We start from the raw sequence: 20,924 nt of genomic DNA on the forward strand, positions 1-20,924 counted from the left end.
GCCCATGCGTAAACTATACCTTGAACATGAATTCCAGGAGGAACAGACATGCAGATAACGAGACACCCGAACAATCCCATTGTCGTCCCGGGCGGCTATGAGTGGCGCAAGGTTACGGTCTTCAACCCGGCGGTCATCATAGATAACGGCAAATTTTACATGATTGAGCGCACCGCAGGCTCCCTGACTCCATGCAAGAATTATCTGGGGCTGCTGGAGAGCGATGACGGCGTTAACTTCACCCACGTGAAGGATGAGCCCATTGTGACCCCCGATATGCTGGGTTTTCCTTATGGCAGTGTGCAGGACCCCCGTATTGTCAAAATTGATGGAACCTTTTATCTGAACTACGCCCTGCGTCCCTGTGCAATGAGCTATTATCCTACCGGAGCTGGCATCCCCATGCGCTCTATTCCTGAATATCCGGACGGATGGGGGGAAGAGGAGAGACACTGGTTGACCCGCTCCTCCATTCTGAAATCGGATAATCTCCTGGATTGGGAGTTTGTGGCGGATACGACGCCCCTTGATATTAACGACCGGGACAACATTCTGTTTCCTGAAAAAATAGGTGGCAAATTCGTGCTCCTGCGCCGCCCCGAGGAATATGTGGGTGGAGACTACGGTACGGATAAGGCGGCCATGTGGATTACCTACTCCGAGGATCTGGTGAACTGGGAAGAGCCCAAGCTGCTCGCTACCGCCGGAAACCTGTCCTGGGAATCGCGGAAAATCGGGGGCTCGACGCCTCCTATCCGTACCGACAAGGGCTGGCTGGTGCTCTATCACGGCGTCGATGAAGATATCGTCTACCGTGTGGGAGCTATGCTGCTGGATTTGGAGCAGCCTGAGAAAATCATTGCCCGGACCCATCATTACATTATGGAGCCGGAGACGTACTACGAGAAATTTGGATTCCAGATTCCGAATGTAATCTTCCCGACCGGAAATGTGGTCAAAGACGGACTGCTCTATATCTATTACGGAGTAACGGATACAGCGATTGCTCTCGCCACGGTTGCTTTGGATGAGTTGGTAGAGCATGTCCTTCGGGAAGGGTAGTAAGCAGGGCCGACTTGCTTAGTAATTCAATTGCTTTGCAGGGGAAGAAGGAAGCCCGGAATTAAATGGGCCTTTTCACAACAGTCCCCTTCAAAGCATGTTCTTTACGGTATTGCCCTGGTGTCAGACCGATTTCTTTTTTGAACTTGCGGATGAAATTCGGCGTATCCAAATAACCGACCTGCTCGATAATTTCCTTGAGCGGTGCGCTAGTATTCTCTAACAGCCGGATAACTTCATCCACACGTTTTTGCCAGATATATTGTGAGAAATTGCTGCCAGTCTTCTCTTTGAAACTCCGGCTCAAATAAGAGGTTGAAATGGCAAACTTAAGCGCCACATGTTCCAGGCTGAGTGTGTAGTCTGCGAACTGCTCGTCCACGTATGCCAGAATGTCATCCATTAACGAAGATTCGCTAGTCTCCGTGTTCCGCTCGACCTGCATGCAAATGTCAGCGGCCAGAGAGAGCAGGCGGTTCTCCAGCTCTTCCAGCGTTTCAAAGGAGGTCAATTCCGGCATATTGGCAAACACACTGTCCATCCCAAGTTCGGAGGCCGTGCGCAGAAAAGCGTTCAGCAGTTCGAAGCAGATGCAGCGCAGCAGATGAACCTGCAGCGGCTCGTCTTTGATCATCTCGATGGTATCAGCAATCATCTGGACGGCTACGGGTTCGTTGCCCTGTTTCAGACTCTGCTCCAGCTTCAACATGGATTTGCGCGGAATCCAGAAACTCTCGGTGGCGGAAGGGTTCAGCTCTGCAAGCTGCTCAAAGTAGGTTACCTGTCCGCTGCGACGGATCATTCGGTGTTCCAGTGCCGCAGCAGCTTCAATAAACGATTGGTTAAGGCGGCTCAGGTCGCTGTATGCCATACCGACACCGATGCTTAAGGACAGCTGCGAGTGCTCGCGAATGATCGCTTGAATGCCTTCAATAACCTGCTCCATCCGGGTCTGGACGAGCATGTCCGCATCTCCGTGAAGCGAAATGATCAGGGCAAATTGGTCCTTGACCGAAAATTCCACACCAAAGATCTGTGCACCAGAAGTGGGCAAGCACACATTGCTGAGGATTTCCTGCAGGAGATGCCGTTCCTGCCAGGACTTGCTGCCCGGCTTGGTGTCATCCCAGGATAATATAGCTGAGAAATAGAGCCCTTCTCCCTGAGGATGGCTGAAGCCGGTACTGAAGATCATCTGCTCAATCTCAGGGTCGTCCGGCTTGCCATGTTTGAGCAGCAGCAGCATACACTGATTGCGGACGAAAGGCTCCTGTAAATCAATTTTGGCAATGTAATCATGGAAAGTCTGCCGGATCCATTCCCACTCATTGCGAACCTTGGGAGCATCCTTGCCGCTGCTTTTCAGCTTGGCGAATTCCATCAGATCCCTGATCGGATGGTACTGCCGTTTGGCCAGCAGCAGTGCGGCAGCTATTCCAGTGATTACCGTAATACAAAAGACAATTAAAATCAGGGTCTGAACATGGGCCACACGGCTGAAAAATTGGAAGCTTGGCATCGTGGTCACATAGGTCCAGCCATTTTCTTCTGATTGCACCGAAACGACGGAGTGTTGTTCCCCGTCCAGCTTCAGATTATGAATCCCAGGCTCAAGTCCGGATATCTTCTCAAGGTCGTTCCGTGGAAGGGTGACGCCGTGGCTGTTTGCGGTCAACACCTCTCCAGTAGGACCGAATATATAGCTGCTCCCCGTGAAGTCACTCAAAATCGAATCCATAACGCCAGTAAGCTTGGATTCTTTCATTAAATAGACAACCGTTCCATATGGATAAGGGTCATTCGGTTTAATGGGTACGAGCATGACAAGCATTGGATCTGTCCGAGAATTTATGGTTACATTCTCCGCGGGACGTACCAGCGGTTGTCTGGTTTCATTTAAGTCCTGTCGCAATTCTGCAGGAGTCCAGCGTTCAAATTGATAGAGCGTATCGAAGGTGACATGAAGATCAGCGAGACCACGGTGAGAATAGATATTGGAGTCATTATGGAAATACAGAAGTAGGTCCTCGGCAATGTTGCTGCTGGCTTTGTAATTCGCCAAGGCCTGTACCGCCTCCATGCTGTAGTAGGGATCCTTCACCATGTATGGGGTCAAATACTTGTCATAAGCGATTCGCCCGGCTATTTCCTGAAGCTCGTTCATACGGGTATCTATGGTGTTCTTCACCTGGTTCAGCTGATTGACATTGGATTGTTCAATTTCGACACGAAGGCCCTTGACAGCGTTTTCATATACGAAAATAGTAACCCCTGTTAGAGGAATGAGAAATATGAGGATGTAGGAAAACGCATATTTCAGAAGAAGTCTTGATTTGAAATGATTCCAGCTGAGTCTGAATTGGTTGAGCAAGGATGGCTTGAGTGCCGGATTAGCCATGTAGTTGTCCCTCCCGTATTTAAAAAGTTAGAATTAGTCATTCTGGAATATAAATTTATGTTCTGTTCTGGAGTATACTTAAGTCAGCATAAACATTATAACATTATAATCTTTGGAATAAAGTAGCACGTCAGGTTTATTTTTAATAGAAGGAGGTACAGGTTTCATGAAATGAATCCAATTTTGAATTTTGCCTGTATACCTGGGTCGAAGAAGGAGATGGGATGATTGGGCACAGAGAATGTGCTGCGCAATTTGCAGCTTGTTGACGGGCGGATCATGGATATCGCCATTCAGGACGGAGTCATCACCAACATTACACCGTCAGGCCAGGCCGTGGAAGCTAAGAGAGGTCAAGACTGTTCCGGGTTATATGTGTCTAGCGGATGGATTGATCTGCATGTGCATGCCGTGCCGGAGCTTGATCCCTATGGCGATGAAATCGACGAAATTGGTGTGAAGCAGGGAGTAACCACGCTCGTGGATGCCGGAAGCTGCGGTGCAGATCGGATCGGTGCCTTGTACAGTGCCAGCCTGAAGGCTGATACGCGGGTGTTTGCTCTATTGAATATTTCGAGGATCGGGCTCGAACGGACAGATGAGCTGTCACAGCTGAAATGGATAGACCGGGCGAAGGCCCAGGCAGCGGCGGCGGCTTATCCTGATTTTATCGTTGGTCTGAAGGCACGCATAAGCGGAAGCGTCGTCAAAGACAACGGCATTGAACCGCTCAAGCTGGCACGCATATTGTCCGAAGAAACGAAGCTGCCGCTCATGGTTCATATTGGTTCCGCTCCGCCTGCAATCTCCGAAGTATTGGAGCTATTACAGCCGAGCGATGTAATTACCCATTACCTTAATGGCAAGTCCAATAACCTGTTCCATGAGGACGGCACACCTCTACAAGGACTGCTTGATGCTGCTTCCCGTGGAGTTCATCTGGATGTGGGCCATGGCACAGCGAGCTTCTCTTTCCGAATTGCAGAACAGGCCAAAGCGGCTGGCATTGAACTGAATACAATCAGTACGGATATTTACCGCGGCAACCGTCTGAACGGGCCAGTGTACAGTATGTCGAATGTGCTGACCAAGTTTCTCGTTCTTGGCTACAGTTTGGAAGAGGTCATCCGCGCGGTTACAATCAACGCAGCAGCATGGCTCGGCAAGCCGGAGCTCGGACAGATTAGGGTGGGACAGCAGGCGAACCTGACTTTGTTTGCTCTGGAAGCAGGTGAGAAGCAACTGATGGACTCGGAAGGCGATGTTCGAATGGCACAGCACTATATTAAGGTTAAAGGAGTCTATGCTAATGGATCACTCATTACAAGCTAGATATGGACTGAAGCGTGTGATAAATGCAAGTGGTAGAATGAGCATTCTTGGCGTTTCCGCACCAACGGATTCGGTCATGGAGGCCATGAAACAAGGCGGACAACAGTACGTAGAAATCGCGGACCTTGTAGACAAATCGGGAGAATATATTGCACACCTGCTTGGTTCGGAAGGGGCAGTTGTTGTGAACTCGGCGTCCAGCGGCATAGCCCTGTCGGTGGCATCCATGGTGACCGGCGGAGATCCGCGGCTCAGTCTTCGTCTTCACCAAGAGCCGATATTGAAAAACGAAATTATTATGCTAAAAGGTCATAACGTGCAATATGGAGCACCTGTTGAAACCATGGTATTTCTTGGCGGCGGCCGGGTTGTGGAAGTGGGATACGCCAATGAAGGCCGGCAGGAACATATTGAACAGGCTATCGGTGAATATACTGCGGCAATTCTCTATGTCAAATCTCACCACGCTGTCCAAAAGAACATGATTTCTGTGGAAGAGGCCTGGGAGGTAGCACAGCGCAGAGGGGTTCCGCTAATTGTTGATGCCGCAGCAGAAGAAGACCTGTCCAAATATGTCCATTATTCAGATTTGGCGATTTACAGCGGATCCAAAGCGATTGAGGGTCCGACCTCCGGGATTGTTGCCGGTAAAAAGAAATATACCGAATGGCTGAAGGTACAGCTGCACGGGATCGGCCGCAGTATGAAGGTTGGTAAAGAGACTACCTTCGGGCTGCTTCAGGCGCTGGAGGAATACCAGAACAAGACCGATAACAGCGAACGGGAGAAGCAAGCGCTGGAGGCTCTTCAGGTGCTCGCTGAGATTCCTGGTGTTTCAGTTCGCATCGTGCAAGATGAAGCGGGCAGAGCGATCTACCGTGGACGCATCCAGGTTGATTCCAATGTTGCAGGAATGGATGCGAAGGATGTGAATGACCAGCTGCGTGAAGGTGAAATTGCGGTATATACCCGAGACTATGGCGTTAAGCAGGGTTATTTCGATATTGATCCAAGGCCGCTGCAAGGCGATGATCTTCAGGTGATTATCACAAGAATACAAGAAATTGTGGGAGGTGAGCGTAAATGAGTCATATTCAGCAGCGACTGTATAAGAACAGGGCCGCACTTAATGTACTGGCTGGCAGTATCGGGAACGCTAAGGAAGTATACGAAGCTGCAGAAGGATATGTACTGATAGGTGTGCTCTCGAAAAACTACGATACGGCGGAGGAAGCAGCAATTGCCATGACTGCATATGGTCAGGCTATTCAGGATGCCGTATCCATCGGGCTCGGAGCCGGAGACAATCGCCAGGCGGCTGTTGTTGCGGAGATTGCAGCAAGTTATCCGGGAAGCCATATCAATCAGGTCTTTCCGGCAGTGGGGGCAACCCGTGCGAACTTGGGAGCTAAGGACAGTTGGATTAACAGCCTGGTTTCTCCATGTGGGCAACCCGGCTATGTAGATATTTCCACGGGGCCTGTCAGTTCAGGAACCGCTCCGCACGCCATTGTTCCGGTTCATGCTGCGATTGCACTGGTTCGTGACATGGGTGGCAATGCGCTCAAATATTATCCCATGCAGGGTCTGAAGCTGGAGGAGGAGTACCGAGCAGTTGCCAAGGCCTGCGGAGAAGCTGGGTTTGCACTGGAGCCTACGGGTGGAATCGATCTGGCTAACTTCGGAGCCATATTGGAGATTGCCTTAGAGGCAGGTGTGCCCCAGGTTATCCCGCATGTCTACTCCTCCATTATTGATCCAGAGACGGGGAGTACGAACGTGCAGGATGTTCGCAGACTACTCGATATGATGAAATCGCTGGTGGACCGGTATGCCTAGGATCGCTGCTTTTGGCGAAGTGATGATGCGTTTGCAAGTTCCGGGCTATGAAACGCTGATCCAGAGCAGCAGGCTGGAGTATTCTTTCTCTGGCAGCGGGGTAAATGTAACGGCAGCACTGGCTAAATACGGCCATACCGGGGCGCTTATAACAACCTTGCCGGAAACGCCGGTGGGCGAGGCAGCTATCGGTTATCTGCGCAAGCTTGGAGTAGATACTTCACTGATCAGCCGTGGCGGCAAGTATCTGGGGATGTACTTTCTGGAGAATGGCTTTGGAGCCCGTCCCGGCAGAGTCACTTACACAGACAGGCTAGGCAGCAGCTTCAATACCGCGGCGACGAGTAACTATGATATGCCAGCTCTTGCGGCCAAAGTCGACGTTCTTCATTTATGCGGCATCACGCTGGCAATGAATGAAGGCGTTCGCAAGCAGATGAAACAACTTGCTGTGGAAGTGAAGCGTGCTGGGGGGAAGGTTGTTTTTGATTGCAATTACCGTCCTGCGTTATGGGGAACAGATGGCTATACCAAAGCTCGTCCACACTATGAAGAAATACTCGAACTTGCGGACATCGCACTGATCAATGAGAAGGATGCGCGCTATATTCTTGGCATTGGGGCCGGAGATTATGATAGAATAACACAGTTAAAGCAAGTGATTCCCGAAGTATTGGAGCGCTTCGGCGTCAGAACGGCAGCGGGAACGCAACGAGAGATTAATGCTGACCATACGCATTCCCTGACAGGTTATATCTGTCATGAAGGTACGTTTGTGTTTTCCGGCAAACTGACTTTCCCGGTGTATGACCGAATCGGAGCCGGCGATGTATTTGCCAGCGCCATTATCCATGGGGAATTGCAGCAATACCCGCATCAGCAAACGATTAATATGGCTGTGGCGGCAGCGATGCTGGCCCATACCACTCCAGGCGATACAGCGCTTTTTAGCGAGAGTGAGGTGCTCCGGGCGCTGTCAGACCATACCTTAGATGTTGAAAGGTAGTGAACAGCGAGTGTCCTTGAAGCGCAAGCAAGGTCCTTTATATCAGCAAATTCAAAAAATTCTCAAAGACCGAATACTGCATGGAGTATATCCTCTCGGAAGCATCATCCCCTCTGAGCCACAGCTGGAGAAGGAATTCGGCGTCAGTAAAATGACGGTCCGCGGTGCGGTTCAAGAGCTGTCTCTAGAAGGATATGTGCAGAAAAAAAGTGGTGTTGGCACGATTGTGATGCGCAATACCTCCCATCAGAAGCTCTCTAAGGGAAAGCGGTTTACAGAGCTGCTCGTAGAAGAGGGTCATAAACTGGAAAAGAGAGTGCTGAACTCCCGATTAGTCTCCAATGATGAAGGAACGGAAGAATATGACCGCTTCGGTCCGTATTGTCAGCGGATTGAAAGGCTCTACATTCTGAACGGTCAGCCTTATATTCATCTTATACATTTCCTGGCTGCAGCTGCCCTGCCGGGCGGTACACAAGAAATGAATACAGATATTCAATCCCTGTACGACTCACTGGAGGAGAATGACATTATGCTGGAAAACTTCAGGGACCGTTTCTTTGTAGAGCCAGCACCTCCCGAGGTGTGCCGGCTGCTGGAGATCCCCGCGGGGATGCATGTTCTCAAGCGCCTGCGTAACTCCTATGACGGGGAAGGAAGACTAATAGAGCACAGTATCGGCTGCTATAATACAGAGCTTCATCATTATCTGGTCAGTTATGACACCTGAATTAAAAAGCGTTCATGTTGAGAATCTGAAACGGCATTTTGAAAGATTGAAAAAGATTCAGGATATTTTTCAGGACGCAGATAAGTTTATTCTGTTGAGCCGATACTTGGTAAACTACCCATTACTTCAAGATTATAGTAAAGTAAGAGGATTATAAGGTATATAAGGTAAGGCCTATTCTACAAGAATGGGTCTATTTTTATATCTAATTATGTTTGCATGAGTTATCGGTGAATTTTGCTTGGGAGTGACACATTATTTAACTAACAGGCAGGATCGTTTGAATAATCGAAGAAATAAGAATGTTGAGAGCAAGTGGAAAATGTTCCGTAATGGTTGCTAAAGGATGTGACTGTATAATGAACTATTTTATTGGAATTACCCCTCCAGATGATTACAAAGAAAAAATAGAGGTATTCCGTGATCGCTGGTCTAGTAACGATCTTAACGATGTAGTAGAGCCACACATCACTGTAAAAGCGCAAGGAGGTCTTTATGGAGATCTGCAATGGTTAGAAAAGGTAATACAAACATGCTCTTCAATTCAAACTTTTCCATTAACATTATCGGTACCTGGATCGTTCGGAAGTGAAGTTGCATTTCTTAGCGTTGAAACTGGAAAAGTAATTGAGTTACATCGAAGATTGGTAAACGTGATTTCTCCATCACAAGAACTGATAGATCATTACTTTGAAATGGATAAGTATCATCCGCATTTGACTTTGGGGCAAACCTACTGGGGATTGAATGAGACTGAAATCCTCGAAATGGAACAGTTAGCAATGAACGAATTAGCTCCTTATCCAACCTTTAATGTCCATTTTGTTCGCGTATATAAAGAAGTAGATCCAAACCGATACGTTCCATTTGTAGATATCCCCTTGGGAGCTAAAAGCTAATTATACATGTGGATGTGGGAGAAAGCGATATCTATTTACATAACGAAATAACACATATAAACGAATCAACTGAATAAGGATTTAAGAATTTTTATGTTATTTTAAGGTATTATTTTCCGAATACATTATATTTAATTAAAAAGTAGATTTAGGAAAAGACCTAAGGGGGATCATAATTTAATGGACAACAACAAGCCGTCGCAACCTGACAACGAAGAAGAAATGAAAGATTCTTTGACCGAAGAGAGGGAAACCGAACAAGAAACAACGATTTTGCCCGAAATGCAAGAAGAAGAGAATCAACAGCATTCATCCGAGGCGCAACCACAAGTGGTTAAAGGGAAAAAAAGTGTGGTCTGGATGGTAATCTCTGGAGTTTTAGCTGCAGCGCTTATCGTTGTACTTGTATATCCACCGTTTGGTGGGGGCAGGGAGTCTGTGGCTTCGGTCAATGGTACGAACATTTCTAAGGATGAGCTGTATAATGAATTGGTTTCGCTTGGTGGCGAGAGCACACTAAACAGCATGATTACAATGAAGTTGATCGACCAGGAAGCCACAAAAGCGAACGTGTCTGTTACTGAACAGGATGTGAATGCCGAGATTGAGACTCTAAAAACCCAATATGGCGGTGAAGAGGGGCTTAACACGGCACTTTCTCAATCAGGTATGACCATGGATTCACTCAAGAAAAATACGGAAGTCCAAGTGAAAATCCGTAAAATTCTTGAACCACAAACCACTGTAAAAGATGAGGATATCAGTGCCTATTATGAGGCGAACAAAGCAACATTCGCCACTCCGGAGCAGGTGAGAGCATCTCATATCCTTGTGAAGACAAAAGAAGAAGCGGATGATATCAAAAAACAATTGGATGAGGGAGCAGATTTTGCTACCCTGGCAAAAGAAAAATCCACAGATACAGGATCTGCAGCGAATGGCGGGGATCTTGGATTTTTCGGAGAAGGTGAAATGGTAGAAGCATTTGAGAAAGCAGCTTTCTCCATGAAAAACGATGAGATTAGCGACCCAATTAAGTCCGATTATGGTTACCACATTATCAAGAGGACAGATTATAAAGAGGCAACCAATCCGACTGAGGAAGACAAAAAAGAAGATATTCGTAACATACTGGTGGAGCAGCAAGTCGGTGAGCTCAGTACGAATTGGATGAGTGAATTGCGCTCCAAGGCTACGATTGTTAACACACTTGATCCAGCGGATGAAAGCTCTGATGCTCCTGCAGCTTCCACTGGGGATACAGAATCCTCTGCCAAGGAATAATAGTAACGACAGATGGAATAGCAACATTTAAACAGCTGATACTTTGGACTGTAAGGTTCGAAGGTGTCAGCTGTTTTTCTCGCTAGTTGAGAAAGAAAAGGGTGCAGTGCTTGTTAGAATGCTAGATCGGCTGCTTTCGTTTAACCGACGGGCAGGAAGGTACATATTAATCATTAATGGACATGAGCTGCTGAGGTAGAAAGAACTTAACGGTTCTTTTTATACTGTACATAGACGTAATATAGCAAGACGAATGTACAACTATAACAACAGCCAGGATAACAAACATGTGTATCAGGATTGGAATGATCTTTCCAAACGTTATCAAAATCATTTAAGGCTTATAAAAATTTGGGGCTGACTAACTTAATTCAATCAGGTTGATGATTGTGGGTTAATAACGGGGGAATTGACTATTCTGATAAATGTAAGCTGCTACACAAAAAAGTATAAGGGAAGGTGATTCTTTTTGGATTTTGTTATTTATTCGGCACTGGCACTAATTTATTTGTTTCTTGTTGTCAGGATTGCTGCTCAATTATCTGGAAAAAGACAATGGCTCAATTACGCCATCTTTCAGATTTTTGTATTGTTCAGTCTCGCGTACGATAACGGAATTATTGCAGCAGGTCGCTTCATCGGTGAAGGAGAGCTGCTCAAGGGACTTAGCGGTGTTCGATTTTGGCTTCATGCCTTTGCAACTCCGACGTTAATACTTGTAGGCTACTACATCCTGCGCAGCTCACAAGTCAAGTTTTCACAACACATCATTACACATATTACGGCGTGGTTAATAACAGTGGGCTTAATCATTTACCAAATTGTAAGTTCAACATTACAGGAAGTAAAAAGTCTTATACCGATAGAAGAGTATGGGGTTTTGAGGTATACATCAGAGAGTCTTGCAGGTCCGCCATTCATGGTGATCATCGTTGGTTTTCTGCTGTTGTTAATAGGTGTAATCGTTCTAGTAAAACAAAAATGGGTATGGCTGTTTGTTGGAACCTTGCTATTATTTATAGGTCAAGGGTTACAAATACCTGTAGCAAGCACAGCTGTAACCAATATATTTGAACTGATCCTCATGGTGTCCATCTGGATCACCACTTCAAAAGCTTTAGATTCACAGAGGCCATAAAGTTTCCACTACTACGTTATAGAGCTGATATGTAGTAAAGAGAAAGGTGAAGTGTCTAGTGAATGAGTGATTAACTCGTTCATTAGACATTTTTTTGTTGTGGAAGAATAACAAAATTCAATATGTTAACGAACGGGATAGTTGAAATCAACGAAGGGTACAATACTACAAAAACGCTGGGGGTGCTCTTTGTTCAAACAGGTTGTTTCATTGATTTTAATTTGGACTGTATCTGTCGGGCTCCATGTGGAGCCACTAGTAAGGAAACACCCATGCTGACAAACGAAGACGCATAAGGTTAAAATATAATGTTACACAGGAGGTTATCGTTTCTTGAAATTCGAACTAGGGCACTGCTTACTGAATGAACGTTTGATGGAAGCCGGAAAGTCAGCAGAGTGGCTGGCAAAGGAATTGCTTTTTAAACCGGAACGAGTTTACGACTTTATGGAAAACAAAAGAGTAATGCCACTCAAAATTGCCATATCGATCGCCGACTCTATCGGTTGTGACGTTCGTGCCTTGTATGAATTAATTCCGAGTGATATCGAAGTAAAGGGAGATTGATGCGATGTTGGAGTGCGCAATCTCTAACCGGAGGTGTGTCCTTGTTTGGAACAGTAATAAGAAGATTACTTGTATTACTTGTATCGCTTCTCTGTATAATGCTTATTTTGGAACCCACCAAAGCCTACGCTGAAACCGATACAAATTGTAAGGGCCAAAGACTGATTCTAACTCTTTTAAGTCCAAAAATAGAAGAACAACTTACCCTTTTTTATAAAGATCGATTGAATGAGAAGCCTACGTTTGCTCCTTTTCTAGGCGGGTATGATTTAAAGTTAGAATACCATGATTCACACATTATTGCGCACGTCACGGTTGAACCGTATGTTGGTCCCCACTTAAGTGTTGGTCAGGATCTGATTACATTCCATATAGACAATTCCGGCGAGGTTAAAGTCACTGCATATCAACATCTCAAGAACTACGAGCTTCCACCACATTGGAGGAAGGTGGTCATTCCAACGGCAACATTCAGACAGATGTAATTCTTTAAATGGTTAACAGAGTTCCTTCGAAAGTCGCTGTTATGGTGGCTTTTTTGCTATCTGCACAAATTTCTTGCCCTCGAATGCCGCAGTGGAGTGGAAAGTTAGCTACTCATAATAGATAGCCTCGTAAGGAAACGCTAATTTATTCAAGCGATATTCTTTGGGTGACATGGACATATATTGCCTGAAAACTTTGCCAAAATAGCTGGGACTCTCAAAGCCGCATTGTTGGCCGATTTGGAAAATTGGAAGCTCGGTCGTGCGGAGAAGTCGGATTGCGACCTCAATCCGTCTGTCTTTGAGATAGGCTAGAGGAGAAGTTTTTTCTGATTTCTGAAATAATCTGCACAAGTAATGCTTATTGATATCACAATGGCTGGCCAGCACATCCAGTGTCAACGGGGAAGCATAATTCTCTCGAATGAACTTTTTGCATTTCTCAATCGTGGTGATCGATAGGACGCCGATATCTCTCTCCGCATCCCGACTTGTCTGAACCAAGATAAGCAGCCACTGATAGACTTGCATGGACAAGCGATACTTGTCCGTTACTTTCTCCTGATGAATCAAATGGATGATTTGCCATAACTCCTGAATCAAGGGAGAATCCGCGTTTCGTTGAATGACATGTCCTTCGTTATCATGAATCATATCCCAGATTCGGTTCGCTTCATCCCCACGAATGTTGATCCAGATAAATTCCCAAGGTTCATTATTCTCTTGTTTATAGTAATAGCAATGCTCTCCAGAGATTTTAACGAGTAGTGCATGTCCCTTAGGTAAGGGAAGGGTTTGATTATCAATATCCAGATAGCCCTGTCCATTAAGGGTGTACTGAAAAACAACGTGTCCGGGGTCCGGTCTATCGTCACTTGGACAGCGATATTCCTCGCTGGAGACGATCTGCCATCCTATAGAGTCCAGTGTCATGATTGATGTATCGTCGTTACGAAAAGCATAAGAGACCGTATGGACCATACTTTCATCCCCTGCCTAAAAAAGTCAATTTTCTTATATAATACGTCACATTTTTTAGATTGTCTGCCTTTTTTTACACCTGTAAGATAAATGTAAGCGGTAACATAAAAAGGGGGTGACTATTGTTAGTGTTCCTTTTGTTTTTGAACGAAGTTTTCCTGCATCAAAGGATTAGTGCTGCACAAGTGCATCGAATAACAACATCAAGCAGGGCAGATTGATCTGAATTCCTGGGGATGTCTTAAAACAAAAGACTTCTATCCCCAGATTCTAAAATGAATTTTTGGATAAAGGAGGAGCTAATCCAATGGACCGAAGAACTGTTTCCATCCAGAAATCAATATTTGTATCTTTTCTAGCATTCCTTATGGTTATTTCATTGGCTGTACCTCCGGCTCCGGCACGTGCAGAGTCATCCGACATCCTGACGGGCCGCCAGGGAGAATATCTTAACCGGGGTCTCGTTGCGGTTCTTGTAGACAACGGCGTTTTTTTAAGCTGGAGATATTTGAACAATGACCCTGATGAGATCGCTTTCAATATATACAAAAATGGAACCAAAGTGAACGCGTCACCGATCAGCGACGTGACGAACTATGTGGATACAACTGGCTTCGACAGCTCGCAATATCAGATATCCACCATCATTGCGGGCAAGGAGCAGATGCAGCCAGAGGTTGTATCGGTCTGGCATAACGATTATCTGCCTATTCCACTTGATAAGCCGGCCGACGGCCGGACCAAGGACGGGGGAACTTACTCTTATTATGCGGGCGACGCTTCGGTTGCGGACTTGGACGGTGATGGCGAATATGAGATCGTCTTCCTATGGAGTCCGAGCAATTCCAAGGACAATTCGCAGGCAGGTTACACCGGCAATGTCTATATCGATGCCATTAAGCTGGACGGCACGAAGTTGTGGAGGGTTGACCTTGGAGTCAACATCCGTGCTGGAGCCCATTATACGCAACTTATGGTATACGATCTGGATGGCAACGGAAAAGCCGAAGTAGTTGTGAAAACAGCGGATGGCACAAAAGACGGACAAGGCACGGTCATTGGTGATGCCACGAAGGATTATCGCAACGACGGCGGATACATACTGTCAGGGCCGGAATATCTCACACTTTTTGACGGTGAGACTGGCGCGGCTATATCGACCGTTAATTATGATCCCCCAAGAGGAAACGTCAGTGATTGGGGTGACGGCTATGGTAACCGTGTAGACCGTTTCCTTGGCGCGATTGCGTATCTGGACGGCACGAAACCGAGTGTCGTGATGAGCCGCGGTTATTACACCCGCACAGTGCTTGTTGCTTATGATTATGTTGGCGGGGAACTCGTCAAGCGTTGGACGTTCGACACCAACGAAGCAGGATCACAATATCAGTCACAGGGCAACCATAATCTGAGTGTGCTGGATGCTGACAATGACGGCAAGGACGAGATCATGTTTGGCGCCCTGGCCATAGATGATGACGGCAGCTTGATCTACAGTACCGGACTTGGACACGGTGATGCCATGCACGCCGGCCAGCTCGATCCGAACCGGGATGGCTACCAGGTGGTAAGCGTGCACGAGCATTCAGATGCGGCGTACGGATTGGAGATGCGTGATGCGGCAACTGGTGAAATTCTCTGGGGTGAGAAAACAGGTTTTGACACCGGTCGCGGAATGTCCGCAGACATTGATCCTAACTATCCTGGCTACGAATCATGGGCCACGACCGTTACCAACGGTCAAAGTGTACCTGTAACCAATACCTATTCGGCTGCAGGAGAGGCAATCTACACTGTGGATGAAGGACCCAAAACTGCCAACTTCGCCATCTGGTGGGATGGAGATCTTCAACGAGAGCTGTTTGACCATCAGTGGGATAACAGTACCGCCAAAGGAATTCCACTCATTTACAAATGGGATTACGAGAACAAAAAGCTGGATGAAATCTTTCGGGCGACCGGTACGTTAACGAATAATCATACCAAAGGTAATCCGGCGCTACAGGCGGATATTCTGGGCGATTGGCGTGAGGAAATTCTACTGCGAAGCGAAGATAGTTCGGAATATCGTCTCTATACGACGACCATTCCTTCGGATTATCGCATCCCTACGCTGATGCAGGATCCTGTGTACCGACTTGGCGTTGCCTGGCAAAATGTTGCCTACAACCAGCCGCCTCATACCGGCTTCTATCTTGGAGCGGAAGCTACAGCATTCCCTAAAGCGGATCTGTCACTGACGCGTGAAGCAGAAATGCTGGATCCTGTCTATCGTTTTGACTTCGGTACAGAGACAGCGTCAGGGAATACGGCAGTACAGGATACGCTTTACGCACAAGATCCGGGATACGGCTTCATAGAAACAAGTGGTGTTACGGTAGGGGCAGACCAGGTTTCCGTGGAGACAGGAACGACATTTGCTGTTGACCTGCCAAATGCCAACTATAAGGTGACATTGCGACTGGGCAATGACGCGCGTGACTCCAACGTCGGCGTCAAATCCGAATATGTCCAGAAGCTAGCTATGACCAATGTAAAAGCGGGAGAACCGCTGGAGTATTCCTATGACATTGCCCTGGTGGATGGTCAGCTTGATTTCCTCTTTACGGGTACAGCCATAGACATCCAAGACATTATCATAGAGAAATATCCGGATAAATCGGCTGGTGCCGCAACGACGATCTATATGGCCGGTGATTCAACCATGCAATCTTACAGTGAGATGCAGGCACCACAAGAAGGGTGGGGTCAGCAATTCGGTCGTTATTTCTCAAATGGGGCAGTGATTGTGAACGACGCAATCGGTGGCCGAAGCAGCAAATCGTTTATGGTAGACGGTCGTCTGGATACGATCCTGCAGCGAATCAAGCCGGGAGACTTCTTCTTCATTTCCTTCGGTCACAATGATGCCAGTGCAGGTATACCGGACCGTTATGCATCACCTGAAGATTATAAGATATACCTGGCCCGATATGTAAACGGAGCCAAACAGCGCGGTGCAACACCGGTATTGCTTACTCCGGTTGGACGCAGAGATTTCAACACGGTAACTCAGGAATTCAACGTCAGCTTCCCGGCGTATGTGCAGGCTGCCAAAGAGGTGGCGGAGGAACTTGACGTGCCGCTGATTGATCTCAGCAAGCTGAGCATTGCGTACTACGACAAAATCGGTAATGCTGCAACGGAGAAAGTGTTCCTTTACGCTAATCCGGGTGAATATCCGAAATACCCGAATGGAATCAACGATAATACCCACTTCAGTCGTTATGGCGCGCAGAAAATTGCCGGACTGGTTGCAGGCGCAGTCAAAGACATGGAGTTGAGTATTTCTTCTCTGGTTATCGACCCGGATATGTCCGAGCCGGAACCGGAGCCGGAAATTCAGCTCTACGAAGAGGATTTTGAAGGCGACGCTGCAGGCTACCAGTATGCGATGGTTAATGCTACGGGTATTGGTGGAACCATGACGGGAACGGTTGTAGAACAAAGCGGAAATAAAGTGCTGTCCGTCACGGGATCTGGATCAGGACATCGAGCTAAAGTGTTCCGTATGTTCGATGCCGTTAACGGCGATCAGGTAAACGTGAAGTTTGATTGGCAATCGGGCAACGTAAGTGCCTATCCGTCAGAGGGGCATCTTACCATCATGGATTCTAACGAAAATGCGCTTTTCACACTGTATACGAAAACCGGAAGTTCCAAAATTCATTATTACGTCGGTGCATATAATCCGGACTACGGCACAGGCGATACAGCCATACCTGAAGGGGGAACGGCTACAGAGATCTCCAAGAACCAGTGGGTCAATGTGGATGCAACCGTTAATTTCGCCAAGAAAAAGCTGGATCTGACGTTAACGAACCTAGCGGATCCAAAAGTTACACAGACGATCGAATCTATTCAGATGAGTTCCGGTGCTTACGCGGACAACGTCAGAGCCCTTAGGTTCTTGGGTACGAGAAAAGGCGGTGGAGGCACGCTGAACTGGACGACTCAGATCGATAACGTACGAATTGAAGGTACTCAGCTCCCTTCAGAGGGCGGCGATCAAACGGCTTTGATTGCTCTGTATGATGAGATCAAAGCACTGGATCTGTCGGAATATACAGAAGCATCGAAAGCAGTGGTGAATCGGGCTTTGGCAGCTGCGGAAGCCATATTCAATACAGAAGCCACTCAGGCCCAGGTTGACCACGCATTTAACATGTTAAATGTCGCCAAGGGTTCATTGACCAAAGAGACGGCTGAAGAGGTAAGTGAGTACAAGTTTGATTTTGGTTCTGGCAGCACTGCTGATGGATATATCAAGGTAGATGCCAAGCGAGCGTACATCGAAGGAAATGGATATGGCTTTGTCGATACTGCGCTGACCGAAGATGTGAACCGGGAAACCGGAGATGCGCTCAAGGAGGATTTCACGCGGGTAAACGGAACTTCCTTCCTGGTGGAAATGGAACCAGCCAATTACCGGGTAACGATGACCGTTGGGGATGCGGAGGAATCGACAAGCGCAAGTGTCGTCGCGGAGCAGATGACGAAGCTGCCGCTTACAACCATTGCCAAGGGCGATTTTAAAGAAATCACAACTGACATTGCTCTGATTGACGGAGTGTTTAACTTTGACTTCGCTGGAAATACACCGAAGATTAATGGACTGAAGATTGAGCGTCTGCCTGAAAACGGCGCGGGCGATAAGCCTGTCATTTATTTGGCTAGCGATTCCACCGTTGCCAATTACGCGGAGAACTATCGTCCACAAGCAGGCTGGGGCGAAACGCTGGGCGGATATTTTGATCAAAATGAAGTCAGCATTGATAACCGGGCAGTCGGGGGTCTCAGCAGCAAAACCTTCCTGGTCGGTGGATATCTCAACGATCTACTGCTCGACATTCATGAAGGTGATTATCTGTTCATGCAGTGGTCTCATAACGATTCCACACCGTCCCGCCCGGAGCGTTATCTTACGCCTGAGCAATTCAAGGTATACTTGAAAGAATACATTGATGGAGCTCGGCAAAGAGGTGCGATTCCGGTTCTGGTCACACCAGTGAACCGTCGTGATTTTACTGGAGAGACCCTGAACAAAAGCTTCCCGGAATATGTTAAGGCGATGAAAGAAACGGCGGACGAGACGGAAACGATCATCATCGATCTGAACCAGGCAAGCTGGGAGTATTTCCAGGAGCTTGGCACGGAAGGAACCAAATCGATTTTCATGTGGGTAGGAACAACGGAAGACAATACACATTTGCAGATGAACGGTGCCATCAAGGTATCTGAACTTGTGGCACGTCTTGTGAAAGAATTGAATATACCGCTTTCAGCCTTTGTCACACTGGATGGGGAATCACCGGAACAGACAGCACCCCATACCACGGTATCCGTTGAAGGTGATGAGCATGAAGGGTGGTATACTTCTCCAGTACAAGTAACCTTTACAGCAAATGATGAAGATTCCGAGATCGAAGGGACCTATTATCAAATCAATGGTGGCGAAAAGGTGAGTGGCACACAGTTGACACTAAGTGAAGAAGGTACACACACCATCACCTACTGGAGCGTCGATGTGGATGGTAATCAAGAGAGTGAACAGTCTCTGACCCTGTCTATAGATCTCGTACCACCAACCATTGAAATTCAAGGTCAAACCGAATACACCATTGATCAGCACGTGGAAATTGGCTATACAGCCGCTGATTCAATATCGGGCGTGGCAGAACCGACGGGTGTGCTCCTGGACACTCCGGCTTATACACTGGAACCCGGCCTGAACAAGGTGACGGCAACCGTCTCCGATTTGGCTGGTTGGGAACAGACGGTAGAATATAGCTTTGGCGTTATTGCTACATTCGATAGCCTGATTCATCTGACTAACTCCTTTGCGAATGAATCGATCGATCCTAATGCAAGTGCTCTTGCTGAGCAGCTTGCGAACACATTAGGGCAGGCCAACCAGGCAGCTATCAATCATGAAGGAGCAAAAGCACGTCAACTTCTTGCATCTTACGGTAATGATGTTCAAGCAGCTAGAGGAACCGTATTTACGGATGAGCAGGCCAATGTGTTAATCAAGTGGGAGGAATGGCTCAACCAAGCAACTCCACTAGCGAACGGGGCTCCTGGAACGCCCGTGCTATCTGACAATAACGGTTACGACACGGGTCTCAAAGACGGGGACTACACAGTCACGATGAATTTGTGGTGGGGCAATAACGGTAATCAGTTCAAACTGTATGAGAATGGCGAATTGATCAAGGAAATAGCACTGGTCGATCAATCACCATCCGCTCAGTCTGTTCAAGTTGATATTACCGGAAAGAAAAATGGCACCTACATTTATACCGGAGAGTTGATCAATTCACTAGGCACGACGATGAGTGTTCCGCTGACAGTCACTGTTACCGATGCTTCTCCGGGGCAAGCCGTTCTATCAAACGACAACTGGGACGGAGATGGTAATTTTAATGTCAGCATGAATCTGTGGTGGGGAACGAATGCAACCGAATACGAACTTTACGAAAATGGTATGTTGATCGACGCACAGTCTCTGCAATCGAATACGCCTAATGCTCAATCAGCGGTTACTGCAATCACTGGAAGGGCACCTGGAATCTATGAGTATGAAGCTGTACTTCGTAATTCTTCAGGGGAAACCAGATCTTCCAAGTTAAATGTAACCGTACGAAAGTAGGCTAAAATGTTTAAGGTCTCCCTTTATCACAAGTGATTCAGAACTGAAGTAGATAAGGTATATTAAAAAGTGCTATTCCTCATCCATCTGAGGAGTAGCACTTCTCTATTTTTGAGTAACTCTGATACCTTCTTCAATGATGGGGAAACGAACAACCCAAATTTTAGATTTTCAAGTTGAAAACTCTTCATGATCGGCCACGAGTATGTAAACCTACATACATTTATGGTTAGACTACAAAGAAGGACGTTCCTAAAAAGGACGTCCTTTTTTACTATGCTAACTACAACGTGACAGCTGATTCGTAAGTGGACCGTATTGAAGCGGGTGTTTGAACATGAGGGCATTCCCCAAAAAGAGCTTGCTGCCATAACGGATAAGGACCCTGCTGCTTTGGCCAAAATATTGGAAGGTATAACGAAGGAAGAGTTTGCCATGTTCAGGAGTCTGTTATCCCGTATCGAGGTACAAGAAGTTATACACAAAACTAGATTGAAATAGAGGTTGGTAAG

The 20,924-nt window shown here is 47.0% G+C and carries 15 protein-coding genes; 13 read left to right on the forward strand and 2 right to left on the reverse strand.

Going from position 1 to position 20,924, the window contains the following annotated elements; all coding sequences use genetic code 11:
• Positions 1–48 precede the first annotated feature (48 nt).
• Positions 49–1,062: a glycosidase gene (locus tag CHH60_RS01895; RefSeq protein WP_095357640.1), complete on the forward strand. Its 1,014-nt coding sequence runs from the start codon at positions 49–51 to the stop codon at positions 1,060–1,062.
• A gap of 61 nt (positions 1,063–1,123) precedes the next feature.
• Here the strand turns inward: CHH60_RS01895 and CHH60_RS01900 are convergent, their stop codons facing one another.
• On the reverse strand, positions 1,124–3,460 hold the full coding sequence (locus CHH60_RS01900) for a helix-turn-helix domain-containing protein (RefSeq protein ID WP_095357641.1): 2,337 nt from the start codon (positions 3,458–3,460) through the stop codon (positions 1,124–1,126).
• 279 nt (positions 3,461–3,739) lie between these two features.
• Here CHH60_RS01900 and CHH60_RS01905 point away from each other — a divergent pair, with 279 nt between their 5' ends.
• From CHH60_RS01905 to CHH60_RS01950, 10 genes are all read left to right on the forward strand, one after another.
• Complete coding sequence (locus CHH60_RS01905) at positions 3,740–4,792, forward strand: amidohydrolase/deacetylase family metallohydrolase (protein ID WP_255247779.1); 1,053 nt, start codon at positions 3,740–3,742, stop codon at positions 4,790–4,792.
• The gene (locus CHH60_RS01910) at positions 4,770–5,879 is read left to right on the forward strand and encodes a DgaE family pyridoxal phosphate-dependent ammonia lyase (RefSeq protein WP_095357643.1); all 1,110 of its coding nucleotides are present in this window, start codon (positions 4,770–4,772) and stop codon (positions 5,877–5,879) included. The genes CHH60_RS01905 and CHH60_RS01910 overlap by 23 nt, the downstream gene beginning before the upstream one ends.
• Positions 5,876–6,631: a 2-dehydro-3-deoxy-phosphogluconate aldolase gene (gene dagF, locus CHH60_RS01915; protein ID WP_095357644.1), complete on the forward strand. Its 756-nt coding sequence runs from the start codon at positions 5,876–5,878 to the stop codon at positions 6,629–6,631. The genes CHH60_RS01910 and dagF overlap by 4 nt, the downstream gene beginning before the upstream one ends.
• Positions 6,624–7,637, forward strand: a complete 1,014-nt coding sequence (locus tag CHH60_RS01920; protein ID WP_095357645.1) for a sugar kinase — start codon at positions 6,624–6,626, stop codon at positions 7,635–7,637. Before dagF ends, CHH60_RS01920 begins: the two co-directional genes overlap by 8 nt.
• Positions 7,624–8,367: a GntR family transcriptional regulator gene (locus CHH60_RS01925; RefSeq protein WP_176475937.1), complete on the forward strand. Its 744-nt coding sequence runs from the start codon at positions 7,624–7,626 to the stop codon at positions 8,365–8,367. The genes CHH60_RS01920 and CHH60_RS01925 overlap by 14 nt, the downstream gene beginning before the upstream one ends.
• A 359-nt stretch (positions 8,368–8,726) precedes the next feature.
• Positions 8,727–9,266, forward strand: coding sequence for a 2'-5' RNA ligase family protein (locus CHH60_RS01930; protein WP_095357646.1), 540 nt, complete (start codon positions 8,727–8,729; stop codon positions 9,264–9,266).
• 180 nt (positions 9,267–9,446) lie between these two features.
• Complete coding sequence (locus CHH60_RS01935) at positions 9,447–10,550, forward strand: peptidylprolyl isomerase (RefSeq protein WP_095357647.1); 1,104 nt, start codon at positions 9,447–9,449, stop codon at positions 10,548–10,550.
• A gap of 469 nt (positions 10,551–11,019) precedes the next feature.
• Positions 11,020–11,688: a hypothetical protein gene (locus CHH60_RS01940; protein WP_095357648.1), complete on the forward strand. Its 669-nt coding sequence runs from the start codon at positions 11,020–11,022 to the stop codon at positions 11,686–11,688.
• Positions 11,689–12,021: 333 nt separating this feature from the next.
• Positions 12,022–12,255, forward strand: a complete 234-nt coding sequence (locus tag CHH60_RS01945) for a transcriptional regulator (protein WP_095357649.1) — start codon at positions 12,022–12,024, stop codon at positions 12,253–12,255.
• A gap of 41 nt (positions 12,256–12,296) precedes the next feature.
• The gene (locus CHH60_RS01950; RefSeq protein ID WP_176475938.1) at positions 12,297–12,740 is read left to right on the forward strand and encodes a DUF3888 domain-containing protein; all 444 of its coding nucleotides are present in this window, start codon (positions 12,297–12,299) and stop codon (positions 12,738–12,740) included.
• A gap of 108 nt (positions 12,741–12,848) precedes the next feature.
• Here the strand turns inward: CHH60_RS01950 and CHH60_RS01955 are convergent, their stop codons facing one another.
• A complete protein-coding gene (locus CHH60_RS01955; RefSeq protein ID WP_095357651.1) occupies positions 12,849–13,721 on the reverse strand; it encodes an AraC family transcriptional regulator in 873 nt (290 codons plus the stop codon).
• 307 nt (positions 13,722–14,028) lie between these two features.
• On the opposite strand from CHH60_RS01955, the gene CHH60_RS01960 reads away from it, so the two are divergent.
• Positions 14,029–20,412 carry a rhamnogalacturonan lyase family protein gene (locus tag CHH60_RS01960; RefSeq protein WP_095357652.1) on the forward strand — a complete coding sequence of 2,128 codons (6,384 nt, stop codon included), beginning with the start codon at positions 14,029–14,031 and terminating at the stop codon, positions 20,410–20,412.
• 327 nt (positions 20,413–20,739) lie between these two features.
• Positions 20,740–20,913 carry a hypothetical protein gene (locus CHH60_RS01965; protein WP_217989967.1) on the forward strand — a complete coding sequence of 58 codons (174 nt, stop codon included), beginning with the start codon at positions 20,740–20,742 and terminating at the stop codon, positions 20,911–20,913.
• The last annotated feature ends 11 nt before the right edge of the window (positions 20,914–20,924 follow it).

It is taken from the genome of Paenibacillus sp. 7523-1, assembly GCF_002276415.1.
Lineage (GTDB): Bacteria > Bacillota > Bacilli > Paenibacillales > Paenibacillaceae > Paenibacillus > Paenibacillus illinoisensis_A.

Bases quoted from the DNA above. Each gene is read 5' to 3' on its own strand.
- CHH60_RS01960 (WP_095357652.1), top strand. From the start codon at position 14,029: ATGGACCGAAGAACTGTTTCCATCCAGAAATCAATATTTGTATCTTTT.
- CHH60_RS01930 (WP_095357646.1), top strand. From the start codon at position 8,727: ATGAACTATTTTATTGGAATTACCCCTCCAGATGATTACAAAGAAAAA.
- CHH60_RS01900 (WP_095357641.1), bottom strand. From the start codon at position 3,460: ATGGCTAATCCGGCACTCAAGCCATCCTTGCTCAACCAATTCAGACTC.
- CHH60_RS01895 (WP_095357640.1), top strand. From the start codon at position 49: ATGCAGATAACGAGACACCCGAACAATCCCATTGTCGTCCCGGGCGGC.
- CHH60_RS01955 (WP_095357651.1), bottom strand. From the start codon at position 13,721: ATGGTCCATACGGTCTCTTATGCTTTTCGTAACGACGATACATCAATC.
- CHH60_RS01910 (WP_095357643.1), top strand. From the start codon at position 4,770: ATGGATCACTCATTACAAGCTAGATATGGACTGAAGCGTGTGATAAAT.
- CHH60_RS01920 (WP_095357645.1), top strand. From the start codon at position 6,624: ATGCCTAGGATCGCTGCTTTTGGCGAAGTGATGATGCGTTTGCAAGTT.
- CHH60_RS01925 (WP_176475937.1), top strand. From the start codon at position 7,624: ATGTTGAAAGGTAGTGAACAGCGAGTGTCCTTGAAGCGCAAGCAAGGT.
- CHH60_RS01905 (WP_255247779.1), top strand. From the start codon at position 3,740: ATGGATATCGCCATTCAGGACGGAGTCATCACCAACATTACACCGTCA.
- dagF (WP_095357644.1), top strand. From the start codon at position 5,876: ATGAGTCATATTCAGCAGCGACTGTATAAGAACAGGGCCGCACTTAAT.
- CHH60_RS01935 (WP_095357647.1), top strand. From the start codon at position 9,447: ATGGACAACAACAAGCCGTCGCAACCTGACAACGAAGAAGAAATGAAA.